General features: G+C 68.6%; 24 protein-coding genes, 1 tRNA gene and 1 riboswitch. Of the genes, 14 read left to right on the forward strand and 11 right to left on the reverse strand.

All coding sequences use genetic code 11. From position 1 onward, the window contains the following. The first annotated feature begins 9 nt into the window (after positions 1-9). The 3 genes from IU459_RS19255 (at position 10) to IU459_RS19265 (ending at position 1,922) form a co-directional block, all read left to right on the forward strand. A complete protein-coding gene (locus IU459_RS19255; RefSeq protein WP_228838170.1) occupies positions 10-1,266 on the forward strand; it encodes a DNA polymerase III subunit delta' in 1,257 nt (418 codons plus the stop codon). A gap of 64 nt (positions 1,267-1,330) precedes the next feature. Beyond that, a tRNA-Thr gene (locus IU459_RS19260) sits at positions 1,331-1,406 on the forward strand. 303 nt (positions 1,407-1,709) lie between these two features. Further along, positions 1,710-1,922, forward strand: a complete 213-nt coding sequence (locus tag IU459_RS19265) for a hypothetical protein (protein ID WP_195130937.1) — start codon at positions 1,710-1,712, stop codon at positions 1,920-1,922. Positions 1,923-2,050: 128 nt separating this feature from the next. Here IU459_RS19265 and katG read toward each other — a convergent pair whose 3' ends face one another. From katG to IU459_RS19290, 5 genes are all read right to left on the reverse strand, one after another. Next, complete coding sequence (katG, locus tag IU459_RS19270) at positions 2,051-4,282, reverse strand: catalase/peroxidase HPI (RefSeq protein ID WP_195130938.1); 2,232 nt, start codon at positions 4,280-4,282, stop codon at positions 2,051-2,053. Between the two features lie 33 nt (positions 4,283-4,315). Then, positions 4,316-4,732 carry a Fur family transcriptional regulator gene (locus tag IU459_RS19275; RefSeq protein WP_228838188.1) on the reverse strand — a complete coding sequence of 139 codons (417 nt, stop codon included), beginning with the start codon at positions 4,730-4,732 and terminating at the stop codon, positions 4,316-4,318. Positions 4,733-4,854: 122 nt separating this feature from the next. Then, positions 4,855-5,277: a PPOX class F420-dependent oxidoreductase gene (locus tag IU459_RS19280; protein ID WP_195130940.1), complete on the reverse strand. Its 423-nt coding sequence runs from the start codon at positions 5,275-5,277 to the stop codon at positions 4,855-4,857. A gap of 88 nt (positions 5,278-5,365) precedes the next feature. Beyond that, entirely contained in the window at positions 5,366-5,794 is a 429-nt protein-coding gene (locus tag IU459_RS19285; protein WP_195130941.1) for a hypothetical protein, read from the reverse strand. A 266-nt stretch (positions 5,795-6,060) separates the two neighbouring features. Continuing rightward, on the reverse strand, positions 6,061-7,113 hold the full coding sequence (locus IU459_RS19290; RefSeq protein WP_195130942.1) for an alpha/beta fold hydrolase: 1,053 nt from the start codon (positions 7,111-7,113) through the stop codon (positions 6,061-6,063). Positions 7,114-7,285: 172 nt separating this feature from the next. Between IU459_RS19290 and IU459_RS19295 the strand changes: the two genes are divergently transcribed. The 3 genes from IU459_RS19295 to IU459_RS19305 are packed head-to-tail and all read left to right on the forward strand — an operon-like array spanning position 7,286 to position 8,416. Continuing rightward, positions 7,286-7,663: a glyoxalase superfamily protein gene (locus IU459_RS19295; RefSeq protein ID WP_324198935.1), complete on the forward strand. Its 378-nt coding sequence runs from the start codon at positions 7,286-7,288 to the stop codon at positions 7,661-7,663. A gap of 38 nt (positions 7,664-7,701) precedes the next feature. Continuing rightward, positions 7,702-8,199: a DUF2752 domain-containing protein gene (locus tag IU459_RS38575; RefSeq protein ID WP_324198936.1), complete on the forward strand. Its 498-nt coding sequence runs from the start codon at positions 7,702-7,704 to the stop codon at positions 8,197-8,199. A 28-nt stretch (positions 8,200-8,227) separates the two neighbouring features. Continuing rightward, entirely contained in the window at positions 8,228-8,416 is a 189-nt protein-coding gene (locus IU459_RS19305) for a hypothetical protein (protein ID WP_195130943.1), read from the forward strand. Here the strand turns inward: IU459_RS19305 and IU459_RS19310 are convergent, their stop codons facing one another. Both IU459_RS19310 and IU459_RS19315 read right to left on the reverse strand, forming a co-directional pair. After that, positions 8,417-9,763 carry a M1 family metallopeptidase gene (locus IU459_RS19310; protein ID WP_195130944.1) on the reverse strand — a complete coding sequence of 449 codons (1,347 nt, stop codon included), beginning with the start codon at positions 9,761-9,763 and terminating at the stop codon, positions 8,417-8,419. Continuing rightward, a complete protein-coding gene (locus IU459_RS19315) occupies positions 9,763-13,677 on the reverse strand; it encodes a Pls/PosA family non-ribosomal peptide synthetase (protein WP_195130945.1) in 3,915 nt (1,304 codons plus the stop codon). The genes IU459_RS19310 and IU459_RS19315 overlap by 1 nt, the downstream gene beginning before the upstream one ends. A gap of 683 nt (positions 13,678-14,360) precedes the next feature. Continuing rightward, positions 14,361-14,474, forward strand: a riboswitch (SAM riboswitch). A 47-nt stretch (positions 14,475-14,521) separates the two neighbouring features. Here IU459_RS19315 and IU459_RS19320 point away from each other — a divergent pair. Further along, positions 14,522-15,841 (forward strand): aminotransferase class V-fold PLP-dependent enzyme, encoded by a 1,320-nt coding sequence (locus tag IU459_RS19320; RefSeq protein ID WP_195130946.1) that lies wholly within the window; start codon positions 14,522-14,524, stop codon positions 15,839-15,841. A 68-nt stretch (positions 15,842-15,909) separates the two neighbouring features. After that, a complete protein-coding gene (locus IU459_RS19325; RefSeq protein ID WP_195130947.1) occupies positions 15,910-16,509 on the forward strand; it encodes a Uma2 family endonuclease in 600 nt (199 codons plus the stop codon). 52 nt (positions 16,510-16,561) lie between these two features. Here IU459_RS19325 and IU459_RS19330 read toward each other — a convergent pair whose 3' ends face one another. The 3 genes from IU459_RS19330 to IU459_RS19340 form a co-directional block, all read right to left on the reverse strand. Then, the gene (locus tag IU459_RS19330) at positions 16,562-17,113 is read right to left on the reverse strand and encodes a flavin reductase family protein (protein WP_369123098.1); all 552 of its coding nucleotides are present in this window, start codon (positions 17,111-17,113) and stop codon (positions 16,562-16,564) included. A 65-nt stretch (positions 17,114-17,178) separates the two neighbouring features. Beyond that, entirely contained in the window at positions 17,179-17,655 is a 477-nt protein-coding gene (locus tag IU459_RS19335; RefSeq protein ID WP_195130948.1) for a YbaK/EbsC family protein, read from the reverse strand. A gap of 51 nt (positions 17,656-17,706) precedes the next feature. Beyond that, complete coding sequence (locus IU459_RS19340) at positions 17,707-18,021, reverse strand: 2-oxo-4-hydroxy-4-carboxy-5-ureidoimidazoline decarboxylase (RefSeq protein ID WP_228838171.1); 315 nt, start codon at positions 18,019-18,021, stop codon at positions 17,707-17,709. 199 nt (positions 18,022-18,220) lie between these two features. Here IU459_RS19340 and IU459_RS19345 point away from each other — a divergent pair, with 199 nt between their 5' ends. Beyond that, entirely contained in the window at positions 18,221-19,042 is an 822-nt protein-coding gene (locus IU459_RS19345; RefSeq protein ID WP_195130950.1) for a crotonase/enoyl-CoA hydratase family protein, read from the forward strand. Positions 19,043-19,225: 183 nt separating this feature from the next. Next, positions 19,226-19,468: a hypothetical protein gene (locus IU459_RS19350; RefSeq protein ID WP_195130951.1), complete on the forward strand. Its 243-nt coding sequence runs from the start codon at positions 19,226-19,228 to the stop codon at positions 19,466-19,468. A gap of 135 nt (positions 19,469-19,603) precedes the next feature. On the opposite strand, the gene IU459_RS19355 is transcribed toward IU459_RS19350, so the two are convergent. Further along, positions 19,604-20,095 (reverse strand): inorganic diphosphatase, encoded by a 492-nt coding sequence (locus IU459_RS19355; RefSeq protein WP_067469153.1) that lies wholly within the window; start codon positions 20,093-20,095, stop codon positions 19,604-19,606. A 217-nt stretch (positions 20,096-20,312) separates the two neighbouring features. Here IU459_RS19355 and IU459_RS19360 point away from each other — a divergent pair, with 217 nt between their 5' ends. The 4 genes from IU459_RS19360 to hpt all read left to right on the forward strand — a co-directional run bounded on the left by IU459_RS19360 (position 20,313) and on the right by hpt (position 24,597). Then, entirely contained in the window at positions 20,313-21,752 is a 1,440-nt protein-coding gene (locus IU459_RS19360) for a D-alanyl-D-alanine carboxypeptidase/D-alanyl-D-alanine-endopeptidase (RefSeq protein ID WP_440446513.1), read from the forward strand. A gap of 13 nt (positions 21,753-21,765) precedes the next feature. Next, positions 21,766-22,875 carry a zinc-dependent metalloprotease gene (locus IU459_RS19365; protein WP_195130953.1) on the forward strand — a complete coding sequence of 370 codons (1,110 nt, stop codon included), beginning with the start codon at positions 21,766-21,768 and terminating at the stop codon, positions 22,873-22,875. Between the two features lie 124 nt (positions 22,876-22,999). Beyond that, positions 23,000-23,989: a tRNA lysidine(34) synthetase TilS gene (gene tilS, locus IU459_RS19370; RefSeq protein ID WP_228838191.1), complete on the forward strand. Its 990-nt coding sequence runs from the start codon at positions 23,000-23,002 to the stop codon at positions 23,987-23,989. A 53-nt stretch (positions 23,990-24,042) separates the two neighbouring features. Then, the gene (gene hpt, locus IU459_RS19375; protein ID WP_040773205.1) at positions 24,043-24,597 is read left to right on the forward strand and encodes a hypoxanthine phosphoribosyltransferase; all 555 of its coding nucleotides are present in this window, start codon (positions 24,043-24,045) and stop codon (positions 24,595-24,597) included. Position 24,598: the final 1 nt, after the last annotated feature.

Here is a 24,598-nt window from a genome sequence, read left to right on the forward strand (position 1 = left end):
GCGGTTCCGATGCGCCGACGCCCGGCGGCGGTGTCGGTGCAGGCGGCTAGGGTGTACGGCGTGGCGGGTGTCTTCGATCGGTTGGTCGGCCAGGAGGCGGTGGAGTCCGAGTTGACGGCTGCCGCCGTCGCGGCGCGCGCGGGCGTGATCGATGGCGCGATGACCCATTCGTGGTTGTTCACCGGCCCGCCGGGGTCCGGCAGATCTGTTGCGGCGCTGTGCTTCGCGGCGGCATTGCAATGCACCGACCCGCAGGCTCCCGGGTGCGGCAGCTGCCACGCCTGCACCACCACCATGGCGGGCACGCACGGCGACGTGCGCCGGGTGGTGCCCGAGGGATTGAGCATCAGTACCAAGGAGATGCGCGAGATCGTGCAGGTCGCCGCGCGCAGGCCGAGTACCGGCCGCTGGCAGGTGGTGGTGATCGAGGACGCCGACCGGTTGACCGAGGCGGCGGGCAACGTGCTGCTCAAGGTGGTCGAGGAGCCGCCGGACCGGACGGTGTTCCTGCTGTGCGCGCCCTCGGTGGATCCGGAGGACATCTCGATCACGCTGCGCTCCCGGTGCAGGCATGTGCACCTGGTTACGCCGTCGGTGCCCGCCATCGCTCGGGTGCTCCTGGAACGCGACAAGCTCGACGAGAAGACCGCGACCTGGGCCGCCTCCATCAGTGGCGGGCACGTCGGGCGGGCCCGCAGGCTCGCCACCGACGAAGAGGCGCGTGCCCGCCGCCAGCGGGCACTGGCGTTGGTCGCCGCCGTCGGCAAGCCGGGAGCTGCCTACGCCGCCGCTGACGAACTGGTGCGCGCGGCCGACGACGAGGCCAAGCAGATGAGCGCGGCCCGCGACGAACGCGAACGGGAGGAGCTCGCCACGGCGCTGGGCGCGGGCGGCACCGGAAAAGGCGCGGCGAGTGCCACCCGTGGTTCCGCCGGCGTATTGAAGGACTTGGAGCGACGGCAGAAATCCCGCGCCACCCGCACCGGCCGCGACGCCCTCGATCGCGCCCTGATCGACGTGGCGGGCGTCTACCGCGACGCGCTCGCCGTCCGGTTCGGCGCCGCCCGCCGCGATTCCGGCATCGCGCTCACCCACCCCGACCTGTCCGACCAGATCCACGACCTGGCCGCCCGCGTGCGGCCCGAGGGCCTGCTCCAGTCCATCGAGGCCGTCCTCGCCTGCCGTACGGCGCTCGACCTGAACGTCAAACCCCGCTTCGCCCTCGCCGCCATGGCCGCAGCCCTGATCGCGGCCCAGTCCAGGTGACCCCATGACCACCCGTTTTCGCGATCCGGCCCCGAGACGATAGACTCGCTTGGCCGAAAGGCACGCCGCCTTAGCTCAGTCGGTAGAGCGCTTCACTCGTAATGAAAAGGTCGGGGGTTCGATTCCCCCAGGCGGCTCCATCTTTTTCCTGGTTTCCGCACCGGTGCCGGCTTCGACACGCTTGGTCCCGGAACAATCCGTCCAACCCCTCGCCACCGCATCACGCTGCCCCACGTCTTGCCACGTTGGTGACAACGGCTTCAATGCGTTCACAGCGGCAGCCCGGCAGGCTGTCCGCGCGACCCAGCGGCGTGGCTCGAAGTTGATGACGCTCGAACGGCAGCGCTGAGTAACACCACGGTAACGGCCGAAGTAGAGCCGACGATGGTCCTAGCGGTACGCCTCAGCGGACCGAAAACTCAAGAGAGAAAGGCAGATTCGGCATGACTCGAATCACTCGGCTCACCATCGGCGCGCTGTTGACCGTCGCTGTGCTGTCACCCGCTGCGACCGCGCAGGCCGAGATTCCGCAGCCCACTCCGTCCGCGTCCTTGGTGGACGCCGGCGACAGCGGCTCGGCGAGCGGTACGACGGGGCTCGTATGCACCATCATCAAGCTGGTACTTATGAACCAGGGCCCCGAATTCTGCCGGTAAAACATCGAGGGCGTGTCGGAGAATTCGATTACCAACCGGCGCGTGGCGCCAGTGCCAGCCACATGTCGCCGAACTCCGAACGTATCCAGGCCGGCCCCGAAGGGCCGGCCTGGAACTCATCGATCAGATCAGGCGAGGTCGAACCGGTCGTTGTTGACCACCTTGACCCACGCGGCGACGAAGTCGTTCACGAACCTTTCCTTGGCGTCATGCTGCGCATACACCTCGGCCAGCGCTCGCAGCACCGAGTGCGACCCGAAGATGAGGTCGTTGGCGGTGGCTGTCCACTTGGCCTGGCCGGAGGGCCGGTCGAAGCCTTCGTAGACGTTCTCCGCCGACTCGGACGGCTTCCACTCCGTGTTCAGGTCGAGGAGGTTGACGAAGAAGTCGTTCGTCAACACGCCGGGCCGGTCGGTGAACACACCGTGTTCGGTGCCGCCGTAGTTGGCGCCCAAGGCGCGCAGGCCGCCGATGAGCACCGTCAGCTCCGGAGCGGTCAAGTCCAGCATGTACGCCCGGTCGAGCAGCAGGCGCTCCAGCGGAGCCTTCTCGCCGGTCCGCACGTAGTTACGGAACCCGTCGGCCCGCGGTTCGAGCACCGCGAACGACTCCACATCGGTGTTCTCCTGCGTCGCGTCCGTCCGCCCCGGCGCGAACGGCACCGTGAGGTCGTGCCCCGCGTCCCTGGCCGCCTTCTCGACGGCCGCGGACCCGGCCAGGATGATCAGGTCGGCAAGCGAGACCTTCTTGCCGCCGGAGGCCGAGCTGTTGAAGTTCTGCTGGATCTGCTCCAGCACCGGCAGCACTTTGTCCAGCTCAGCAGGCTCGTTGACCTCCCAGTTCTTCTGCGGCTCCAGCCGGATCCGAGCGCCGTTGGCGCCGCCGCGCTTGTCGGTGCTGCGGAAGCTGGCCGCCGACGACCACGCGGTCTTGACCAGCTGCGCGATGGACAGGCCGGACTCGAGGACCTTGCTCTTCAGTGCCGCGATGTCCTGCTCGTCGATCAATTCGTGGTCGACGTCGGGAACCGGATCCTGCCACAGTTGCGGCTCGGGAACCCACGGCCCGAGATAGCGGCTGACCGGCCCCATGTCGCGGTGCAGCAGCTTGTACCACGCCTTGGCGAACGCCTCGGACAGCTCTTCCGGGTGATCCAGCCAGCGGTGGGTGATCTCCCGGTAGATCGGGTCTTCCCGCAGCGCCAGGTCCGTGGTGAGCATGGTCGGGGTTCGCGCGGGCCCACCGAACGGGTCAGGGATGGCACCCTCTCCGGCGCCATCCTTCGGCTTCCACTGCCATGCCCCGGCGGGGCTCTTGGTCAGCTCCCACTCGTAGCCGTACAGGTTTTGCAGGAAGCCGTTGCCCCACTTGGTGGGGGTGGCGGTCCAGACGACCTCCAGGCCGCTGGTGATGGCGTCCTTACCTTTGCCGGTGCCGTAGGCGCTCTTCCAGCCGAGGCCCTGCTGCTCGAGCGGGGCGGCTTCCGGTTCGGCGCCGACCAGGTCGGCATCGCCGGCACCGTGGGTCTTACCGAAGCTGTGGCCGCCGACGATCAGTGCGACGGTCTCCTCGTCGTTCATCGCCATGCGGCCGAACGTCTCGCGGATATCGCGGGCAGCGGCCAGCGGATCCGGTTGACCATTGGGGCCTTCCGGGTTCACGTAGATCAGGCCCATCTGGACCGCGCCGAGCGGCTTCGCCAGTTCGCGGTCGCCGCTGTAGCGCTCGTCGCCGAGCCAGGTGTCCTCCGGACCCCAGAAGACCTCTTCCGGCTCCCAGATGTCCGGGCGGCCGAAACCGAAGCCGAAGGTCTTGAAGCCCATCGACTCCAAGGCCACGTTGCCTGCGAACACGAGCAGGTCGGCCCAGGAGATCTTGTTGCCGTACTTCTGTTTGACCGGCCACAGCAGCCGGCGAGCCTTGTCCAGATTGGCGTTGTCCGGCCAGCTGTTGAGCGGCGCGAAGCGCTGGGCGCCCTGACCTCCACCGCCGCGGCCGTCGGCGATGCGATAGGTACCCGCGGCATGCCAGCTCATCCGGATGAACAGGCCGCCGTAGTGGCCGTAGTCGGCGGGCCACCAGTCTTGCGAGTTGGTCATGACTGCCGCGACGTCGGCCTTGAGGGCATCGACGTCGAGTTTCTTGAACTCTTCGGGGTAGTCGAAGTCCTCGCCCAGCGGGTTGGCCTTGGACGAGTGGGCGTGCAGCAGCGAGACATCGATCTGCTCCGGCCACCAGTCCTTGTTGCTGCGAGGGCGATGCTCCGTCTTCGCCGTCGGGGATGGGATGGCCGGGTTCTCGCTCTCGCTCGCGCTCTGAGTTCTGGTGTCAGGATTGGGTGGGCGGCTATCGGATGACACAGCATTCCTTCCTGAATGAGTGATGGGCTGCGATCACGGATGCGGTAGAGAAGCCTGTACTTCTACACAGTCGGGACACAGGCCCCAGTAGATGACCTCGGCCTCGTCGATCGAGAACCCGTGATCATCGGACGCGGTCAGACAGGGGGCCTCGCCGACGGCGCAGTCGACGTCGGCGATCACCCCGCATGCCCGGCAAACGACGTGGTGGTGGTTGTCGCCGACCCGCGACTCGTAACGTGCCACGGAACCGGACGGCTGAATACGCCGGACCAGGCCTGCGGCGGTGAGCGCGTTCAACGAGTCGTACACCGTCTGATGGGACACCTCGGGCAGCCCGGACCGCACGGCGCGGATGATCGAATCCGTGTCGGCGTGCGGGTGGTCGTGCACCGCGCTCAGCACGGCGACCCGGAGACGGGTCACACGCAGCGAAACTCCGCGCAGCATTTGCTGGAACTCCGAGGCTGTTGCCACGCAAGGAAGTCTTGTCCGTTTTCTGGAACGAGTCAAGAGTCTGCGGCTATGTCGCCCGGATTCGTTCGGTGCCGGGAGTCATGTGGGACGTGTCGTCAGGATGCCCAGGGGCCGATGCCGCCGACCTTGTCGATGCGGATGCGGGTGAGGTAGCCGGGCGGAGCGTCTTCCGGCGGGAACTTCGCCGTCGGGCTGGCCAGGGTCTTGGCGAGTTCGGTGAGCAGCTCGGGGGCGCCGCCCTCGACGACGCGGGCGGTGCCGGTGATCGACAAGTACGGGCGCATCACCTCGCCGCGTTCGGGGGAGAGGATGGTGACCGCGACGCGCGGGTCGCGGCGGACGTTGCGGATCTTCCGGTAGACGCCGAGGTGAGCGGTGACCAGCTCGTCGCCGTCCGGCGTGGATTGCAGGGCCACCCAGACGACGGATACCTGAGGGCTGCCGTCGGGGTTGATGGTGACCAGCGTTGCGTCGGCACCGGAACCGATGAGTGCGCGAGCGTCATCGTCGAGCTTCATAGGTTGTTCTACCGCTCGACCACCGCATTCATTCCCAAGCCCGGACCGGCGATGCGCCAAGGGGGAGGAAATCTACGACCCGCGCGGACTACGTGACGACGAATGTTCCCTTGCCGGGGACGTGTGGGTAATCGGTCGCGATCAGCACTTCGGCTCGGCCGAGACCCGACGGGATGGTGATCGGCACCCAATTGCCGTGGACGTTCTCGCCGGATGGCGTGTCGTCGCCGAGCCAGACCGGTGGGAGACCGCCGAACTCGCCGGTGTCGGAGTTCCGCCAATACACCGTGACCTCCGCGCCGCAGGACGCGCCTGGCGAGTCGGGGGCGAAGACGAACTCCGGACGGATCCATAACGTTGGATTCTCGGAGGAGTTGCGCGCGGGATCGTACTGCGCCGCAATCATTCCGATGCCGGTACCGCCGCCTCCGCAGAGCGTGCGTGCCGGTGTGACGCCGACGGGAAGCGCGGACGAGGTCGGGGCGGTCAGCGCGAGTGCCCCAGCGGCCAAAGCCACTGCCGTTATTCCGCGATAGCCCTTCACCGCTGCTCCGCTCTGTCATAGGGGCCGAACTGTCTGCCCATGTTTCGCTCGCGATTCGCAGAATGTTAACCAGCGTGGCGAAGTTCGGCGTCCGCGTCTTGCCGTCCATGGGGAGGGCTACCGCGAGTGGGCGCGGGTGTGGGATGGGGGTAAGCCGAAGGGACGCAAGCCGTTACTCCTGGGCCGGGCGCCGTTGACCGGCCCAGGAGAACGTCTTCCGTCCAGCGCGCGGCGGTGGATCAGCCGGCTGCTACGGAACGCAGGTGGACGCGCTCGGCGATGCTCGCCAATTCCGCGTTGAAGCGGTCTGCGGCTTCGATATTTCCCAGGTGCCCAGTCGGCCATACGTGGTACGCGGCGAGATGACCGGTGTCGCGGAGCGCATTTGCGATGCGGCGCGACATGCGCTCGGGCAGCAATCGATCGTGCAGGCCCGCGATCACCGTGGTTGGCACCGTAAGCGACGCGGCAGCCTCGGCGAGATCGATGTCGGCGAGCGCCGCGGCGTGCCTGCCGCGGGTGAGCGGTCGGCAGGACCGCACGATGCCGAGGGCGAACTCGACTTGGTCCGCGGTGGCCTGCTCGGTCATGATGCGCGCTTTGAGCAGCGCGCTGGCCGGCCAACCACCCGGCAGCGGCACCGGGGCGGTGAGCAGGGTCTCGGCCACGATTATCGGCATCCGTACGGTGGCGCCGAGTACGGTGAGCGGCCGGTCGGCCAAAGTCAGCGGCTTGTTCAGCAGCGGGAGCAGATCGGTGTCGTAGCGGATGTTGCCCGAGCTGGTGTTCAGCAGCACGGCCGCGGCGGCCTGCCGCCGCACCTGCTCCGGGTAGGCGGAAGCCCACGCCTGCACGGTGATTCCGCCCATGCTGTGCCCGACGAGCACCGCGCGCCGGCCTGGGCGCAGCGTGGCGGACAGGACGGCCGCCAAGTCGTCGGCCATCGTTTCCTTGCCCGGGGTGGTCTTGCCGAGTTCGCTCGCGCCGTGGCCGCGCTGGTCGTAGCACACCACTCGATATCGGTCGGCGAAGGCGTTGATCTGCGGATTCCAGTACTCGATGCTGCAGCTCCAGCCGTGGATGAGGACGATGACGTCGGCATCGGCGGGACCGTAGGCGTGCACGCGGAGGCGGGCGCTGTCCTTCGTAGTGACCGGGATGACCGCACATGGGGCGGTGGGGGCGTTCAGAGACGCCGTCCGGAAGGTGCGAGACCGCAGTCCGGCACGGTAAGCAGCGGTCAGCGCGCCATTGCGCGCGTCCGCCAGCGTCCTCATCGACTTCACCAGCATCGAGCACTCCTTTGTGTCCTCCGTCACCGTACAGTGCAAGCAAGGGTGCTTGCTAGTGCAAGCGCTCGATGACGGAATTCCTGGCTTGTACTAAGAAGTACCCCGAATTCACTCCGATCAAAAGATCATTTCGGCACCGATCTTGTCCGCCCCCCGGTGCCACAATCACGGCGTGGTCAACAAGGAGATCCGTTTCGAACCGCCGATACCCGTGCTGCGCATGTTCGATGTCGCGCGGACCTTCGAGTTCTATCGGGACTGCTTGGGTTTCGCCGTCGACTGGGAGCACCGCTTCGGCGCTGGGTTCCCGCTGTACGCGCAGATCTCACGGGCCGGAGCGACGATTCATCTCAGCGAGCATCAGGGCGACGGCACGCCCGGCAGCGTCGTATGGATCGCGGTGGACGACGTGTTCGCCTGGCAGGCGGAGTTGGCGGGCAAGAGCTATGGCTACGCCGAACCGGGCAGCCCCGAGGACGGCCCCGGTGGGCCGGGGTTCGAGCTGGTCGACCCATCCGGCAACGTGCTGCGTTTCGCCCAGCCGGAGTAGCTGGGCGCGGCGCGACGAACACGGCTACGGTTGATGCTGTGGACATCGCGCACACTGCCCCGGGATCCGCTGCAGCCGCGGACGGATCCGCGACCGCCGCGGAGGCCGAGCGGAGTACGGAGACCGAGCAGCGGACCGGCTGGCGCGGAGCGGCACTGCCGCTCCTGGTGGCCGGTGTCGGCGTGGGTGTCGGCGTGTTGTTGCACCTGCGCGATCCCCATGTCGAAGGCTCCTACGGCACTTGCCCGGTCTACGCGCTGACCGGTTGGTACTGCCCCGGCTGCGGCGGCATGCGCGCCGTGCACAACCTCACCGACGGCCAGATCGTCGATGCCCTGCACAGCAATCTGCTCGCGATTCCCCTGGTGCTCGCGTTCGCGGTGTGGGTGACGGACTGGACCATCCGGGCCTGGCGCGGCCAGGCGATGCGCCTGCCGTCGATCAGCCGGACCACCATGTGGACATTTTTCGGATTGCTGGCGGTCTACACCGTGCTGCGCAATACGCCGTGGGGAACCATGCTTACACCGGTGTAGCCGCCATGCGTGGAGGCAAGTTCCAAATATGAACGACTCGCTGAAGACAAGGGTGCAGGAGAAGTTGCTGCGCCAGCTCGCCGAGGACGGACCCCTCGACACCGAGCACGACGACCCGCGGCTGATCGCCGTGGAGACCGATCTCGACGCGCTGGCGAACGTCGCGGAGGACGATCCGCTCGTCGAAGAACTCGCCGCGCGCTATCTGGTGTTCTGATCAGGCGATCGACGCGCCGCCGTGCGGCGGCAGCTGGGGCAGCGGTTCGGCGAGCAGCCAGCTTTCCCACAGCGGCCGCAGCGGCACGAGGCTGTAGTGTCCCGCGAGGTCGGTGAATTCCTCCGTGGTCACCGAGGAGTGGCGGTAGCGGATGGTCCACTCGCGCAGCAGGTTGAAGAACGTCGAGTCGCCGAGCTCGAGGCGTAGCGCGTGCAAGGTCAGCGCGCCGCGTTTGTAGACGCGGTCGTCGAACATGCGCCGCGGTCCTGGGTCGCCGACGACGATGTCCTGCGGCTGGCGGGACAGATTGTGCCGCGCGGCGCGCGCCAACTGGTCGGCGGTGGGCCCGCCCGCCGCTTCGGACCAGATCCATTCCGCGTAGCAGGCGAAACCTTCGTGCAGCCAGATATCGCGCCACTGCCGGATGGTCAAGCTGTTGCCGAACCACTGATGGGCCAGCTCGTGTGCGACCAGCCGCTCGGCGCCGCGGCGGCCGTCGCAGTGGTTGGCGCCGAAGATGGAGATGCCCTGCGCCTCGATCGGGATCTCCAGCTCGTCGTCGGTGACGACCACCGTGTAGCCCTCGAACGGGTAGGGGCCGAACTTCTCGGTGAAGACCTCGAGCATCTTCGGCTGCCGGGCGAAGTCGTGGTCGAAGTTCGCGCGCAGTCGGGCCGGAAGGATGGCCTGCATCGGCACCGGAGCGTGTACGGAACCGATGCGATGCTTGCGGTAGTGGCCGATCTGGATGGTCGCCAGGTAGCTCGGCATCGGCTCGGGCTGCTCGTAGACCCAGGTGGTCTGGCTGGCCTTGGTCTGCTTGCGCAGCAGGGTGCCGTTGGCCAGTGCGTAGTACGGCGAATCGGTGGTGATCGAAATCCGGTAGCTCGCTTTGGAACTCGGGTGGTCGTCACAGGGAAACCAGGAAGCCGCGCCATTGGGCTGGCTGGCCACGAGCGCGCCCTCGGTGAGCTCCTCCCAGCCGACCTCGCCCCATGGTCCGCGCACCGGCTTCGGGATACCGCCGTACAGCACCACCACCGACAGCGCGCCGCCCGCCGGGATCCGCTGCTGCGGGGTGATCACCAATTTGCCGTGCTGATGGGTGAATTTGGCGGCCTTGGTTCCGTTGACGAACACCTTCGCGACGGTGAGCGCTTGGGCGAGGTCGAGCGCGAACCGCGGGTGAGTAGCGGTGGTCACCGCGGTGATCGTGGCGCGTCCGGTGAGCCGGTTACCAGCGACCCGATAGCTCAGCTCCAGTTCGTATCGTGAGACCCGGTACCCGCGATTGCCGTTCTGCGGTAGGTACTCATCGATGGGGGCTTCGTAGAACTTGCCCGCCATCAGCTCGCTCCGGGGTCGCCTGTGAACCAGGGGGCGATCGGGTTGCCCCACCAGCGCGTCGACGCGGGCACGGTGTCACCGCGCATGACCAGCGAGGCCGGGCCGATGGTCGCGCCGTCGCCGATAGCCGAGGCGGGGAGCGCGACGCAGTGCGGCCCGAGGGTGGCCCCGGCGCCAAGGGTGACGCTGTCCATGGCCATGATCCGATCGTGGAACAGATGGGTCTGCACCACGCAGCCGCGTTCGACGGTCGCGCCGTCGCCGAGAGTCACCAGGTCCGCCTCCGGTAGCCAGTAGGACTCGCACCATACCCCGCGGCCGATGGTCGCGCCGAGCCCGCGAAGCCACAGATTCAGTACGGGCGTACCGGTCGCCGCGCGGGCGAACCACGGCGCGGCAACCGTTTCCACGAAGGTGTCGGAGACCTCGTTGCGCCACACGAACGAACTCCACAGCGGGTGTTCCTCGGTGCCGATCCGCCCAACCAGCAACCATTTGGCGGCGACCGCGCTCGCGCCCGCGACGGCACCGGCGGTCAGCAGCACCACACCGCTGAGCAGCCCGGCGGCCAGGTGGCCGAACGTTTGCGCGAGCCAGGCCAGCGTGCACAGCACGCCGAGTCCGATGGCGAAAGTCACCAGCACCGGGAAGAGCCGGCAGGTTTCGACGACGGCGCGGGCGATGCGCAGGCGGGCGGGCGGGTCGAAGGTCCGTGCGGTGTCGGTGTTCTCCGCCGTCCGGCGCAGCCGGACCGGCGGGCTGCCCAGCCAGGACGAGCCCGCCTTCGCTTTGGACGGCGCCGCCGACAGCACCGCGACCAGCCCGTTCTTGGGGACGCGGCGGCCGGGGGCGGTCATCCCGGAGTTGCCGAGAAAAGCGCGCTTGCCCACCTTGGCCTCGCCGATGCGCAGCCAGCCGCCGCCGAGTTCGTAACCCGCGATCATGGTGTCGTCGGCCAGGAAGGCGCCGTCGGCCACGGTGGTGAACTTCGGCAGCAACAGCACCGTGGACGCCTCGACGCTCTTGCCGACCTTCGCGCCGAGCAGGCGCAGCCACAACGGCGTGAGCAGGCTCGCGTACAGCGGGAACAGGAAGGTGCGTGCGGAATCCAGCAGTCGCTCGGTGGCCCACGCCTGCCAGCCGACGCGGCTGCGCACCGGGTGGTAGCCCTCGGTCAGGCCGATGCTCAGCAGCCGGACCGCGACGATGGTCGCCGCCGCGTACAGGCCGAGGCTGAGCAGGGTCGCGACGGGAAGGATCGCGAAGGCGCGGACAACGCCCTCCCCGAGCGTCCGGGTATCGCGGACGAACCAGGCGACGAACGCTCCGCCCGCGCCGAGGCCCAGAATCGGCATGGCGGCCAACGCCATCGATGTGACGCCGAAGATGCCGACCCAGTGCCGGGCCCGCTCGGGGGTCTGCGGCGGCCAGCGGTGCTGCGCCTTGCCGATTTTCACCGCGGGCGACCCCGCCCACTCCTGTTCCGCCTTCACCTTGCCCGACACCGCGGAGCCCGGCGCCACCTCGGCGTTCTTGCCGATCCTGGTACCGGGCAGCAGGATCGAGCGCGAGCCGACCACCGCGCCGGGCCCGATGGTGATCGGGCCCAGGTGCACCACGTCGCCGTCGATCCAATAACCGGACAGATCGACCTCCGGCTCGACGCTGCATCCGTCGCCGAGTTCCAGCATGCCGGTCACCGGCGGCAGGGTGTGCAGGTCGACACCCTCGCCGATCTTCGCGCCGAGCGCCCGCGCGAACGGCACCATCCACGGTGCGCCGGAGAGGTTCTCGGCGCCGCTGGCCTCGGACAGGCGGACGGCCGCCCACAGGCGCAGATGCACCGAGCCACCGCGCGGATAGCGGCCCGGCCGGACGCCGCGCAGCAGCAGCCGTGCGCCCGCCACACAGATCGCCATGCGGCCGGGCGGTGAGATGAACAGTGCGAACGCGACCAGCGTCCACCACCAGGACAGCTGCGGCAGCCACGGCAGCGAGCCGGACCAAGCCGCGATATTGCCGACGATCGCCAGCCAGGTGAGCCACTGCAGGCCGGTGAGCGTGGTCAGCGGGATGGTGGCGAGCACCTGCGCCGCCTGCGCGCCCGGCGGCGTCGGGCGTACCGCCCGTTCGGCGACGGCCACCGCGGGCGTGGTCTGTTCCAGCAGGTCGGCCAGCGCGCCGAGGCGCGGGTGGTCGTAGACATCGGCGACGGCGATCTGCGGATAGCGTTCGCGCAGGGCGGTGACCAGCTGTGCGGCCGCGAGCGAGCCGCCGCCCAATTCGAAGAAGTCGGCGTCGATATCGCCGACCTCTCCGCCCAGAATCGAATCCCACAGTCCGGCAACCCACTGCGCAGTGCCGGTCAGGTCGTTGTCGTCGTCGTCCTCCGCGGCGCCCGGTAGCGGCCACGGCAGCGCGTCGCGATCGACCTTGCCGGAGGTGCGAGTCGGTAGCTCGTCGACCACCGCGAGCCGGGGGACCAGCGGGGCCGGAAGTTGTTCGGTGAGTACGGCTCTCGCGGCCTTGGCATCGAAGTCCGGTCCGGGGCCGGTGAGGTAGCCGACTAGTAACTTATTGCCCGCCTGGGTGGTTCGGATCGCGGCGGCGGCACCGGTGACCCCGGGAAGATGCTGGAGCGCGTTGTCGATCTCGCCGAGTTCGATGCGGCGGCCGCCGAGCTTGATCTGATCGTCGGCGCGGCCCAGGAAGACCAGGCCCGCACTGTCGTTCCGGACCAGGTCACCGCTGCGGTAAGCGCGGTCCCAGCCCACCGAGGGCAGCGGCGCGTACTTCTCCGCGTCCTTGACCGGGTCGAGATAGCGCGCCAGGCCGACCCCGCCGATCACCAATTCACCGGATTCGCCCTCCGCCACCGGGTTTCCCGCCTGATCCACCACGACGAGATCCCAGCCGTTGAGCGGAAACCCGATGCGGATCGGCCACTGGCCGTTCAGCTGTGCGGCGCAGGCGACGACCGTGGCCTCGGTGGGGCCGTAGGTGTTCCATACCTCGCGAGTCGAATCACCGTCTCCGGCAAGGCGTTCGGCGAGTTCGGGCGGGACGGCCTCGCCGCCGAAGATCAGCAGGCGCACCGCCTCGAGCGCCTCGACCGGCCAGGTCGCCGCCAGGGTCGGCACCGTCGAGACGATGCTGATCTCTCGCCGCACCAGCCAGGGGCCCAGGTCGGCGCCGGTTCGTACCAGCTCGCGCGGTGCGGGCACCAGGCAGGCGCCGTTGCGCCAGGCCAGCCACATCTCCTCGCAGGAGGCGTCGAAGGCGACCGAGAGACCGGCGAGGACCCGGTCGCCGGGGCCGATCGGGGCGTCGCGGAGGAACAGGTCGGCTTCGGCATCGACGAACGCGGCGGCGTTGCGGTGCGTGACCGCAACGCCTTTCGGGGTTCCGGTCGATCCGGAGGTGAAGATGATCCAGGCGTCGTCTCGCGGGGTCGGGAGCGTCGACCAGGTGTCCGCACCCTCGTGCTGCTCCGCGGCGCGGATACCGGCGGCTGTCGTTTCGATGCCGTCGGCGGTGGCGATCGCGGTGACCTGGGCTTCGCCGAAGACCAGCTGAGCGCGCTCGTCCGGGTCGTCGGCGTCGACCGGCACGTAGGCGGCGCCGCTGTAGAGGATCGCGAGGATGGTGACGTAGAGCCCGCGGGTACCGGACGGCATGCGCACGCCGACCCGGTCGCCGGGACGAACGCCCGCGGTGGCGAGGCGGGCCATGGTCTTCTCCACCTCGACGACCAGTTCGAGGTAGGACAGCACCACCTGGCCGTCATCGATGGCCGGCGTGTCGGGATGCGCGAGTGCCGTAGCGGTGAGGATGTCGACCAGCGTCCTCGCCTGGGGCGCACGGTCGCCCCGCGACAACGGGCGCGCCGGCGCGTCGACCTCTGTTCGGAGCATGGTGCTCAGCGAACCTCCCATCGACCTGCCTCATACTTTCCGTCGTCGCGCCATAGTGGGGTTACCAAAGGGCAAATGCCCCGATTGGCCAGTTGTCCACGGTACTGGGTTTGTTCCCGCGGCGCCCGCAGCGCTGCTCGAACAGGTGATGCTCGTCTCGCTTCGGTCGAGAGCGGCGGTGGAGCCGGCGCGGTCGGATCGGCGGCGACCGCGATCGGACTCCGCTGCTCGCTGCTAGCTGGAGAACGCGGACCGTCAGGGCTGACCATCTAGCTGACAGATTTCGAATCGGGGCGTCACTGGCTGCAAACAGATAACGCTTGGTTTTGCTGCCGGAAAAAGTTCGGTCCGCTGTGGTTATCTGACAGGCGAGCGCTGATTCCTGCGGGTTCTGGGGCGCTGCTGCATGTTTGCTTCGTTTGGTCAATTGTGGCTTTGTCGTGGATGGGGCGCCGAGCCTGCGCCAAAACGGATGCGGGAGGCGTGATGTATTCGAGGCAAGTGCGATTCGGTTGATGTGGGTTCGATTGTGAACGGCGCCCGTAGGACTTGGTCAGGTAGTGATACGGATCGCGAGTGTGCTTGCGAGGACTCGGGTCTGTTGCCATGTCCCGATCGGGATGCGCCGGCTCGGGTTGGCACGCGGTTGACAGCGCCGGGCCGCTTCTGCCAGTCTCGGGTCAGGTCATGAGTGCCAGCGCTAAGCCCCGGCTTGCTGGTCGGCAACCCTCCTCCGCGGTGGGGTGCTCCGGGTGACGACCCGGCCGACGCCCAACCGGGCGCGGCAAGCGCGGACTCGGCGAATCATGCGATCGCGGGTCCCTGAGCCGACGGGATTCACGTGATGACTATTGCTGTCGACAGCACCTGTGCCGCACTAGCCCGGGTCTCCGGCGACGAACTGCTGGTGCCGCTTGTGCAGGGCGGAACGGCGACCTACGCCAACTTCGACTACGCGGCGAGCGCGCCGGCGTTGGTGGAGGTCACCGACCGCGTGCAGCGGCTGCTGCCGTTCTACGCGAGCGTGCACCGCGGCGCGGGTTACGCTTCGCGGATCTCCACCGAGTGCTACGAGGCCGCCCGCGGATCGGTGGCCGAGTTCCTCGACGCCGCCGACGACCAGGTGGTGGTGTTCACCCGCAATACCACCGACTCGCTGAATTTGCTCGCGTCCTGCGTGCCAGGCGACACGGTGGTGCTCGATATCGAGCACCACGCGAACTTCCTCCCGTGGACCAGGCACGGCCGCCGCGTCGTGCAGGCGGCCGACACCGTCGAGGAGACCGTGGGCAGGCTGGTCGCCGAGTTGTGCAGCAAGCCGGCCGCGTTGCTCGCGGTGACCGGCGCGTCGAACGTCACCGGTGAGGTGCTTCCGCTGGAGCGGCTGGCCACCATCGCGCACCAGTGCGGCGCCCGGATCCTGGTCGACGCGGCCCAGCTGGCGCCGCACCGGCGGATCAGCCTGCGCGACATCGGAATCGACTACTTGGCCTGCTCCGGCCACAAGCTGTACGCGCCCTTCGGCGCCGGTGTGCTGGTGGGCAAGCGCGATTGGCTCGACGCGGCGCAGCCCTACCTATCCGGCGGCGGGGCGGTTCGCGAGGTGAGCATTACCGAGACCGAGTGGGCGCCCGCTCCGCAGCGGCACGAGGCCGGGTCGCCGAACGTGCTCGGCGCCGCCGCGCTGGCCGCCGCTTGTGACGCGCTCTGTGCCATCGATGCCGAAACCCTTGCCGCCCACGAAAAACGGCTCGCCGATCGACTCCGCGACGGCCTCGCCGCGATCCCGGGCGTGCGCCTGCTGCGCATCTGGTCCGACAGCCCCGACTCGGTCGGCATCGTCGCCTTCGCGTTCGACGGATTCGCTCCCGGTCATGTCGCCGCCTACCTCTCCGCCGAACACGGCATCGGCGTGCGCGACGGACGTTTCTGCGCCCACCCGCTGCTCGCCCGCCTCGGCCTGGACGGCGCCCTGCGCGCCAGCATCGGCCTCGGCACCACGTCCGCCGACGTGGACCGCCTGATCGACGCCGTGTCCACCCTCGTGACCACCGGCCCAACCTGGGACTACGCCGCTACGAACGGCCTGTGGAACCCCACCCCCGAAACCCGCCCGTTCACCTCCACCACCCCCACCGGCGCGGCCCCCTGCCTGATCGGCTGACGACGCGGTCCGAGCGGCGTTGCCGGATAGTATCGGCGTATCCGGCAACCCGACCTCGAGGTGGACCTATGAGCATGCTGCCAGTCTGGGCCACCGATCCGGGCGCTCTCCTCATCACGGAGGAGGGCTACGACGCGCTCCCGGAAGATGTGCAGCGGCAGATCGAGGTGGTCGACGGCCACGTGATCGTGTGCCGCAGCGGAACCTTCCAGCACAACAACGTGGCCCGGCGGCTGGCGAACGCTTTGGAGCAGGCGAGCCCCGATGAGCCGTGCACCGGCGTGGTGACCGATTTCGAGATGTACTACGTCCGGAGCCGTCCGGCGAGCCCGGGCTTCTCGTTTCGCCGCCCGGATGTCGCGCTGTACCGGTGCATCGACGGCGATCGGAAACTGACGACCGCGGACGTACTTCTGGTGGGGGAGGTCGTCTCGCCGGGATCGGAGTACACCGACACCGTCGACAAGTGCGCGGAGTATGCGAACGAGGGGATCCCGATCTATCTGATCGTGCACCTGGCCGCCGATCGCACAGTGAAGATCATCCAGGAGTACCGCCTCGACTGGGCGAGCCGCAGCTACCGGCTGGCCGAGACCCACCAGGAGGTGCTCCGGCTGACCGACCCCTTTCCGGTCGACATCGGATTCGGCGCCTTGGACGGCGCCTGATGTCGCGCCGAGATCCAAGTACGCGGCTGCAGCGAGGCAGCCGCCTATTCCATCAGTCGCCCAGCAACGTCGGGCGGTAATAGCGGCCGTTGTAGTACAGGAGCGGGGCCGCGGCGGGCTCTTCGTCGGTGTTGTCGTGGACCCGGGTGACCAGGCCGACGACGAAGGTGTGGTCGCCGATGGGGATGAGCTGGTGCACGGTGGTGCGCAGCCAGATGGGGGTGCCGTGCAGGACCGGCTCGCCGGTGTCCAGGGAGGTCCACAGGGAGCGGTCGGTGAATCGCTCCTCGGCGGCGCGCGAGAACCGGTGGGCCAGGTGCTGCTGGTGTTCGCCGAGGAAGTGGATGACGACGGATTCGGCGTCCAGCATGGCGGTCAGGCTGGAGGACGTGTGCGCGATGTTGAACGAGACCAGCGGCGGGTCGAGCGACAGCGACGCGAAGGAGGTGGCGGTGAAGCCGACCGGCCCGCGCGGCGAACTGAGCGTGACGACGGTGACGCCCGCGGGGTAGTGGCGCATGGAGGCGCGATACTGCTCGGCGGTGATGCCGCTCAGATCATCGGGAACCTGGAGTTCCGTCTCGGGCCGTGGTGCTTCTGTCACAGGACGAAACTACGCCGGATCGCCGAGCCGGCGCGGAGCGCGTGGTGCTGGAGGCCGTCCACCGGTCAGTCGACGTCGATCGGAAGACCCGCGGTGATCCGCAGCAGCTCCCGGAACGACGTGCGGAAAATAGTGTTCGGGTGCCCGCCGGCGGCCCAGAGTTCGCGATGCCGCGACAGCGCGTTGTCCACCCAGGTCGGCAGGTTGGTCGGATGGCCGACCGGTGCGACACCGCCGATCGGCTGACCGGTGACCTCGCGCACCAGCTTGGCCGGGGCGCGGGTCAGCGTGCCCTCCAGGCGCGCGCTGGTGTTCGCCAGGTCGACCTGGTGCGCGCCCGAGACCAGCAGCAGTACCGGGTCGTCATCGAGCAGGAAGACCAGCGATTTCGTGATCGCGCCCACGTCGACGCCCAGCGCTCGGGCGGCGTCTGTGGCGGTGTGCGTCGGCTCCGGCTGGGCCATGATCAGGCCGTGGTGGCCTCGGGCGATGAGGGTATCGGCGACCCGGCAGGCGACCGGTGGCAATGACGACCTGCGCATCTCACCAGGGTAGAGCGATTGCGGGCGGTACGCCGCGCGAGTCGCGCCGGCTCAGTATTCCGGATATCCCTCGACCGGCCCGAGCATCCCGGAGATCCGCGCACGGGTGATCCGCGCGAGCTGGGCCAGGTCGTGCGATGAGACCTGCTCGTGCACAAGCGCTTCGAAGGCGCGCTCGACATCTCGTTGGGAGAGGGCGAGGAGTTCGGCATCCGCCTTGGTGAGCAGCGCGTCCCGGTCCGGGTAGGGGCGAGCATCGGCGAGCTTCGCCGCCCAGGTGACGTTGTAACAGCATTCGTACAGTGCGTGAATCGCGCGGCCACGCGGCATTTCATTGAACCGGTCGAGGCCGATTCCGCGATGCATCAGCATGATCTCCTCCGAACCCGATGAATCCAAAGTTTGCTGACTCGACCATGATCCGGCCTCGGCCGAACCGGGAACCAGTGCGCTGCTGCTAATTTGCACAGGATTTACACGTTGCGACGTTTGCGCGGTGCGTCCTGCATGCCGGAAGGTCCCGGCCCGGAGTTCCGATCTCATTTTCTCTCGATACGCTGTACAAATGACAGATTGGCAGGCTTTTACCGTCGAAACGAAGGACAACGTCGCGCAGGTGACGCTGACCGGCCCTGGCAAGGGCAATGCGATGGGCCCGGATTTCTGGCGCGAGTTGCCGGAGATCTTCCAGGCGCTGGACACCGACCCCGAGGTCCGCGCGATCGTGCTGACCGGTTCCGGGAAGCACTTCTCCTACGGTCTCGACTTGCCCGCGATGAGCGGCACGTTCGGCCCGCTGCTGGCCGATCGGGCCTTGGCCGCGCCGCGCACCGACTTCCTGACCGAGATCCGCGGTATGCAGGCTTCGGTCACGGCGGTGGCGGACAGCCGCAAGCCGGTGATCGCCGCGATCTCCGGGTGGTGCATCGGCGGTGGGCTGGACCTCATCGCCGCCGCCGACATCCGCTACGCCAGCGCCGACGCGAAGTTCAGCCTGCGCGAGGCCAAGGTCGCGATCGTCGCCGACATCGGGTCGCTGCACCGGCTGCCCGGCATCATCGGCGAGGGGCACCTGCGTGAGCTCGCCTACACCGCCAAGGACATCGATGCCGCGCGTGCGGAGAGGATCGGCCTGGTCAACGAGGTCTTCCCGGATCAGGAGGCGGTGCTGGACGCGGCGCACGCCACCGCGCGCGAGATCGCCGCGAACCCGCCGCTGGTCGTGCAGGGCGTCAAGGATGTGCTGGATCAGCGGCGCAAGGACGAGGTCGCCGCGGGCCTGCGCTACGTCTCGGCGTGGAATGCCGCATTCCTGCCCTCGGAGGACTTGACCGAAGCGATCAAGGCGGTCTTCGAGAAACGCGCGCCCGAGTTCCGCGGCAAGTGAGTTCGACGGCGCGTCCGTGCCGGAACGGGCGCGCCATGCCGACCACACGGCGTGTGCAGGGTGGGCAAGGTGATTCGCCCCAGGGTTGCCTTCCCGTCACCCTAGGGGTGGCTGTGCGAGGCAGCGATCGCCCATAACGTCTGTGACGTCAGAAATTCCGCCCCGCATTCAGGAGCACAAACAATGCGTATCAAGTCCATCCTCGCCGCTGGTCTTCTGGCCACCGCCGCCGTCGCCGGGGTGTCGACGGCAGCTTCGGCCTCGGCCGCGCCGGGATACCAGGACGTCGCCTACGGCGGCACCTACGTCGGCACCTACGCCACCTTCGACGCCTGCCGCGCCGACGGCATTTCGCCGAGCACCGGCGGCTACTACTGGGAGTGCGTCGAGACCTACAGCGGCTGGGATCTCTACATCTACTACTGAGCCACCTGTCACTGAGAAGGGGCATCCGGTATCCGGATGTCCCTTTTCGCCTTTCGGCTCTCGATGGGCCGGGAAGACGAAGCGGGGAGCCCGGAATTCACCGGACTCCCCGCTTCGCTCGTGCCGTACTGGCTTTCAGTGCCCGCCCTGGTCCTTCAGGCGCTGGATGGAAGCCTCGACCTCGGCCTCGGCCTCGGCGCGGCCGACCCACTCCGAACCCTTGACGTACTTGCCGGGCTCGAGGTCCTTGTAGCGCTCGAAGAAGTGCTTGATCGCGGCCAGTTCGAACTCCGGGACGTCCTTCAGGTCCTGGATGTGGTCCCAGCGCGGGTCGCCCGCGGGCACGCACAGGATCTTGTCGTCGCCGCCCGCCTCGTCGACCATCTTGTACATCGCGACCGGACGGGCCTCCACGATCACGCCGGGGAACACCGAGTCGGGCAGCAGGACCAGCGCGTCCAGCGGGTCACCGTCCTCGCCGAGGGTGTTCTCGATGTAGCCGTAGTCGGCGGGATAGACCATGGACGTGTACAGGAACCGGTCGAGCCGGACCCGGCCGGTCTCGTGATCGACCTCGTACTTGTTCCGGGACCCCTTCGGGATCTCGATGGTGACGTCGAACTCCACGCCATCTCCTTCATTGCATCGGTGCCGAGCCGGCGACTCGGCTTCTTTTCGGCGACTGCCGACTCGGCCGCTGCGGAGTGTGCCGACTCGCCAGGTTGTTCGGGGGAACGGTTGCGCAACGAGGATAGTGTGGTCGGCGGGGAGATGGGTGCGGCAGGCGGCTGCTGCGAGAATCGGTCAGGAGAGCGGCGGCGACGTGTTTGGTGGCAACGAGAACATCGGTGGGCTGGCTGCCCGGCGCAGGCGCAACAGATCGATCGGCGTAGCGGTCACGCTGGGCGTATTACTCGGGGTCGTGGTGGTGGCGCTTTTCACAATACGGCCGTGGACCGCCGAATTCCGGCACGGCAGGCTGACCATCGCCGCACCGCCCGCGCCGGTCGAGCCGTCGCCGCAGGTCAGCCCGGCACGCTCGAACGCGCCCGCGCCGAGTCCCGCCGGGATGGCCGCGGCGCTGGCCCCGGTGATCGGCAACCCGGACCTCGGCGCGTTCGCCGGCCAGGTGACCGACGCCGACAGCGCCATGGTGCTGTGGAGCGGCGACGCGAGCAAACCGATGATCCCCTCGTCTACCGCCAAGATTCTCACCACCGCGGCCGCTCTGCTCACGCTGCCCGCCGAGCACCGGCTGACCACCAGGGTGGTCGCCGGTTCGGCGCCGAACGAATTGGTGCTGGTCGGCGGCGGCGATCCGACGCTCACCGCGCAGCCGGACGGCAAGGGCTACTACCCGAACGGGCCGCGCCTGTCCGATCTGGTGGCCCAGATCAAAGCCGCGGGCCGACCGGTGGACACCATCGTCGTCGACACCTCCGCCTACACCGGCCCGACCATGGCTCAGGGCTGGGACCCGATCGACATTCCGGAGGGCTCGATCGCCCCGATCGAGCCGGTGATGATCGATGGCGGCCGCCTGCAACCGCTCGTCGAATACTCGCCGCGCACCCCCACCCCCGCACTGGACGCCGGGCGGCGGCTGGCCGCCGACCTCGGCCTCGACCCCGCCCTGGTCAGGATCGGCGTCGCGCCGCAGGGCGCGGCCGAGATCGCCGGCGTGCGGTCGGCCCCGCTGCGCGATCGGCTGCGCGACATGATGGTCTACTCCGACAACGTGCTCGCCGAGGCGATCGGACGGGAGATCGCGACGGCGACCGGAGGCGAGGCTTCCTTCAGCGGCGGGGTCGCCGCAGTGCGCGCGGCGCTGCGCACGGCCGGTTTCGATCTCACCGGCTTGGATATGCACGACAGCAGCGGGCTTTCGGTCGACGACCGGATTCCCGCCCGGTTGCTCGACCGAGTCGTGGCGACCGCCGCCAAGGCCAGCGGCGCCGCCATGGTGCAACCGGCGGGCACGAAAGCCAAGCCGGAGACCGACCGGATCGCGGCGACCTTGGCGCCGATGCTGGACAATCTGCCGGTCGCAGGTGCAACCGGCTCGCTGACCAGCCGATACGTCACCAGGGACCGGCAGGGCGCAGGCTGGGTCCGGGCCAAGACCGGAACTCTGTCGGTGTCCAGCGCGTTGGTCGGGTATGTGCTTGACGCCGATGGGCGGGTGCTGACCTTCGCTCTGATGTCGAACGATCGACCACCGGAGGTGAGCAGGCCCGCGTTGGACGCGATCGCAGGCACGCTGCGAAACTGTGGATGCTCATGACGGGTGGTTGACCATGACCCAGCAAGATTCCCCGACCGCCGGGTCCGGCCCCGTAAGCGCGATCGAGCGGCGGAAGGGTCGTGCGGGTCTGTCCGGCGTGGTCGACTGGCGCCTGGCCGCAAAGACCGGTTCCGCTCTGGTGCCTGCGGGTCCGCGCACATCGCGCTACTCGGCCGAGCAGGTCGTCGCGGAACTGGCCGACGCGTCCGTACGCGCCGAAGCGCCGGTTCGCGAGGTGAGCGGATTGCTGGACGACCGCCCGGTGCCCGCCGCCAGGATCGTCGACCGGCCGGGCTGGATCAGGGCTGCCGCCGACTCCATGGCCCAGCTCACCGGCACCGGTGGCGCGCCCACTGGAAGCAGGCTGTTCGCGGGCAAGCCCGCCGGTGTCCAGGCAGGCGCGATGCTCGCGTTCCTGTCGACCGCGATCCTCGGCCAGTACGACCCGTTCACGGAGGCCGACGGCACCCTGCTGCTGGTCGCGCCGAACATCGTGGCGGTGGAGCGTGCGCTCGGGGTGTCGCCGAGCGATTTCCGGCTCTGGGTCTGCCTGCACGAGGTGACGCATCGGGTGCAGTTCTCCTCCGCGCCCTGGTTGACCGACTACATGCGCGCCAACGTCGAGGTGCTCGGCGAAGTCGGCGACGAGCCGCTGGCCGAGATGCTCTCCCGGCTGGTCGAGGAGCTGCGCGAGCGTCGTCGCGGCGGCGTTCCGGACGACCCTGCCGCGCGCGGCGTGGTCGGCCTGCTGCGTGCCACTCAGGCGCCGCCGCAGCGTGAGGCGCTCGACCGCCTGCTCATGCTCGGCACTCTGCTGGAAGGGCACGCCGATCACGTCATGGACGCGGTCGGTCCCGCGGTCGTTCCGACGGTCCAGCAGATCCGCACCGCTTTCGATCAGCGCCGCAGGCGTCCGACCAACCCACTGCAACGCCTGCTGCGCGCCCTGCTCGGCGTGGACGCGAAGGTCGCGCAGTATGTGCGCGGCAAGAAGTTCGTCGACGAGGTGGTCGGCAGTGTCGGCATGGCGCGGTTCAACACCGTGTGGACCGAGGCGGACGCCCTGCCCCGCACCGATGAGATCGAGAACCCGCAGCGCTGGATCGAACGGGTTCTGGGGTAGGGCGGTCAGTCGGTAGGCTGCCCGCATGGGGCGTGCGCCAGGAACGACACCCGGGCGCTTCGGATCGGAGACTGGGCCACCGGGTGCTGGGCGGTCTGCGCCCGATGCCGCCGATGTGCGCCGCCTGCCAGAGACCGCCGCCGCGCTCACGGTCCGGAGGGCCGTGCGGGAGTGGCTGAGCCGGTTCGGTCCGGGCGAGAACCAGGAGCAGGCGGTCGCGGTGGCGCTGTCCGGCGGCGCGGATTCGCTGGCGCTCACGGCAGTGGCGGTGGTGGAGACGAACGCGGTCGACGCGCTGGTGGTCGATCACCGGTTGCAGCCGGGCTCGGGTGCGGTTGCCGCCGAGGCGGCGGCCCAGGCGTTGGCGCTCGGCTGTCGGTCCGCGCGAGTGCTGGCGGTGGAGGTCGGCACCGAGGGAGGGATGGAGGCGGCGGCGCGGCGGGCTCGATACGCCGCACTGGACGCGGCGCGCAACGGTCTGCCGGTGCTGCTCGGTCACACGCTCGACGACCAGGCCGAGACCGTGCTGCTCGGGCTCGCGCGCGGATCGGGTGGCCGCTCGATTCAGGGCATGGCCGCGTGTGCCGAGCCGTGGGGGCGGCCGTTGCTCGATGTGCGCAGGGAGACGACCCGGCAACTGTGCGCCGACCTGGGGATGACACCGCACGACGACCCGCACAACGCGGCGCCGGAGTTCACCAGGGTTCGCCTTCGCACCGAGGTATTACCGCTGCTGGAGCAGATTCTCGGCGGCGGGGTGGCCCCGGCGCTGGCCCGCACGGCCGAGCAGTTGCGCGAAGACGGCGTGGTGCTGGACGCGCTCGCCGCGGAACTGTTGCACACCGCGAGTGATGGGCAAGCGCTCGTGATCGAGACGCTCGCCACTGCGCCCGCGGCCCTGCGTAAACGGGCAATCCGGGCATGGCTGCTGGCAGGCGGAGCGAAAGCCCTGACCACCAAGCATTTACAGGCCGTCGACGAGTTGGTGACGGCTTGGCGCGGACAGGGCGGTGTCGCGGTCGGCGGAGGAACGCCCGGAAGCAGGTTGGTCGCCGGGCGTGAACATGGCAGGCTGACACTGCGGCTGGGCGAGGATGGCCATCGGAGGCGATGACGCAGACTCCCACCGGCCTTCGGGCTCACCACCACGGAAGGAATTCGGCTGACGTGTACGGGGACGACATCGCGTCGGTACTGATCACCGAGGAACAGATCGCCGCCAAGACCCAGGAGCTGGCCGAACTCATCGCCAAGCGCTATCCCGCCGATGCTCCCGAGGGTGATCTGCTGTTGGTCGGCGTGCTCAAGGGTGCGATCTTCTTCATGACCGACCTGGCCAAGGCACTGCCGATCCCGACCCAGATGGAGTTCATGGCCGTCTCGTCCTACGGGTCGTCCACCTCGTCCTCCGGCGTGGTGCGCATCATGAAAGACCTGGACAAGGACATCGCCGGCCGCAACGTCCTGATCGTCGAGGACATCATCGACTCCGGGCTCACCCTGTCCTGGCTCAAGCGCAACCTGTCCACCCGCAACCCCGCGTCGCTCGAGGTGGTCACGTTGCTGCGCAAGCCCGACGCGCTACGCACGCACGTGGACGTCGCGCACGTCGGCTTCGACATCCCGAACGAATTCGTCGTCGGCTACGGCCTCGACTACGCGGAGCGCTACCGGGACCTGCCCTACATCGGCACCCTGGATCCCAAGGTTTACGGGGGCTGAC

It is taken from the genome of Nocardia amamiensis (genome assembly GCF_015477605.1).
GTDB lineage: Bacteria > Actinomycetota > Actinomycetes > Mycobacteriales > Mycobacteriaceae > Nocardia > Nocardia amamiensis_A.

Excerpts from the sequence above, each read along its gene's own strand:
- IU459_RS19255 (WP_228838170.1), top strand. The coding sequence starts at position 10 with ATGCGCCGACGCCCGGCGGCGGTGTCGGTGCAGGCGGCTAGGGTGTAC.
- IU459_RS19265 (WP_195130937.1), top strand. The coding sequence starts at position 1,710 with ATGACTCGAATCACTCGGCTCACCATCGGCGCGCTGTTGACCGTCGCT.
- IU459_RS19275 (WP_228838188.1), bottom strand. The coding sequence starts at position 4,732 with ATGCTGCGCGGAGTTTCGCTGCGTGTGACCCGTCTCCGGGTCGCCGTG.
- IU459_RS19280 (WP_195130940.1), bottom strand. The coding sequence starts at position 5,277 with ATGAAGCTCGACGATGACGCTCGCGCACTCATCGGTTCCGGTGCCGAC.
- IU459_RS19290 (WP_195130942.1), bottom strand. The coding sequence starts at position 7,113 with ATGCTGGTGAAGTCGATGAGGACGCTGGCGGACGCGCGCAATGGCGCG.
- IU459_RS19305 (WP_195130943.1), top strand. The coding sequence starts at position 8,228 with ATGAACGACTCGCTGAAGACAAGGGTGCAGGAGAAGTTGCTGCGCCAG.
- IU459_RS19310 (WP_195130944.1), bottom strand. The coding sequence starts at position 9,763 with ATGGCGGGCAAGTTCTACGAAGCCCCCATCGATGAGTACCTACCGCAG.
- IU459_RS19315 (WP_195130945.1), bottom strand. The coding sequence starts at position 13,677 with ATGCTCCGAACAGAGGTCGACGCGCCGGCGCGCCCGTTGTCGCGGGGC.
- IU459_RS19320 (WP_195130946.1), top strand. The coding sequence starts at position 14,522 with ATGACTATTGCTGTCGACAGCACCTGTGCCGCACTAGCCCGGGTCTCC.
- IU459_RS19325 (WP_195130947.1), top strand. The coding sequence starts at position 15,910 with ATGAGCATGCTGCCAGTCTGGGCCACCGATCCGGGCGCTCTCCTCATC.
- IU459_RS19335 (WP_195130948.1), bottom strand. The coding sequence starts at position 17,655 with ATGCGCAGGTCGTCATTGCCACCGGTCGCCTGCCGGGTCGCCGATACC.
- IU459_RS19340 (WP_228838171.1), bottom strand. The coding sequence starts at position 18,021 with ATGCATCGCGGAATCGGCCTCGACCGGTTCAATGAAATGCCGCGTGGC.
- IU459_RS19345 (WP_195130950.1), top strand. The coding sequence starts at position 18,221 with ATGACAGATTGGCAGGCTTTTACCGTCGAAACGAAGGACAACGTCGCG.
- IU459_RS19350 (WP_195130951.1), top strand. The coding sequence starts at position 19,226 with ATGCGTATCAAGTCCATCCTCGCCGCTGGTCTTCTGGCCACCGCCGCC.
- IU459_RS19365 (WP_195130953.1), top strand. The coding sequence starts at position 21,766 with ATGACCCAGCAAGATTCCCCGACCGCCGGGTCCGGCCCCGTAAGCGCG.